The 1,005-nt window shown below is 41.2% G+C and carries 2 protein-coding genes and 1 pseudogene; all 3 read right to left on the minus strand.

What is annotated here, in order from left to right:
* Positions 1-404 (minus strand): annotated as a pseudogene (locus tag Q9Q35_RS11830) (1,4-beta-N-acetylmuramidase); the annotation flags it as partial.
* A gap of 5 nt (positions 405-409) precedes the next feature.
* Positions 410-754 carry a phage holin, LLH family gene (locus Q9Q35_RS11835; RefSeq protein ID WP_119448214.1) on the minus strand — a complete coding sequence of 115 codons (345 nt, stop codon included), beginning with the start codon at positions 752-754 and terminating at the stop codon, positions 410-412.
* Positions 741-935, minus strand: a complete 195-nt coding sequence (locus Q9Q35_RS11840) for a hypothetical protein (RefSeq protein ID WP_304653549.1) — start codon at positions 933-935, stop codon at positions 741-743. The genes Q9Q35_RS11835 and Q9Q35_RS11840 overlap by 14 nt, the downstream gene beginning before the upstream one ends.
* Positions 936-1,005 lie beyond the last annotated feature (70 nt).

Raw genomic sequence — 1,005 nt, forward strand, 5'->3', positions numbered from 1 at the left:
GTTTGAATTTTAGGTAAGTGATAGTTCAGCATACGTGCAGTCTGCATCTTATTAGATCCTGTCTCCATCCAAATGTATGTGTGCATACGCAGACCCATCGCAATCCCGGTACTGATCTGTGTCTTATATGTCCATTGATCATAGATTTCATTGCCAACAGCGCCACCGATCTGTGCAATGCTAAAGGTATCACTGCCTTTGGCTTTTTGCGCATTTGGACCTTGGTACTTAGATGTATCAGTACCAAATTCTCGTTCATCAGCTTTGATTTGATCAACTTGCGCGAGTTTTTGCATAATTGCAGGCGCTTTTTCTACGTTTTGAACCACATTATCTGCGATCGGACCAGATAAAAAAAGAGCTGTCGATGCGACAACTCCTAAAATGAATTTCTTCTTATTCAACTAGATCAATCCTCCTTTTCTTTTTGTGGATACTGCTTCAATAAATCACGTTGTTGCGCATATGCTTTTTCTACTGCGCTCTTGATGACTTGTTCATCTTTGACCGTGAAACCTGCGTCTGAGAGCGCCTGAGCAACAACTTGCACCGCATGATTTTTCTTCGCTACTCCACTTAAGTATTCTGTAACGCCTAATTTTTGAGCTGCGATCACTGCGTCTTTCGCGAGTGGCTCAAGTGCTCGCAAAATCGTCAATGCTCGATTATTTTTCACAAGCACATTACCACAGTAACTGATAACTGCAGTCAAAACTGTAGCTAACAACGTGACTACTAATTCATTTGTGTTCATTTTTCTTGTTCCCCCTACTTTTCAATTTTGATCTGAGCTTAGCGTTTTCTTCTCTAAGCTTTTCTAATTCGCTAGCTTCTTCTTTCTTGCTAGCTTTTCTGCTATTCGAAGTTGCCGTGATCCACGCAACAATAATTGATCCAAGCGTAGAAATCACGGCAACCCACACTTGATCACTCAAGAACGATCACTCCCAACGCAATTCGATCACTATTCCAACTAACACAAAAAAGGCATATATTCCAGGGAAA

The sequence above is a fragment of the uncultured Ligilactobacillus sp. genome (genome assembly GCF_948826705.1).
In the GTDB taxonomy this organism is placed as follows: domain Bacteria; phylum Bacillota; class Bacilli; order Lactobacillales; family Lactobacillaceae; genus Ligilactobacillus.

Bases quoted from the DNA above. Each gene is read 5' to 3' on its own strand.
- Q9Q35_RS11835 (WP_119448214.1), bottom strand. From the start codon at position 754: ATGAACACAAATGAATTAGTAGTCACGTTGTTAGCTACAGTTTTGACT.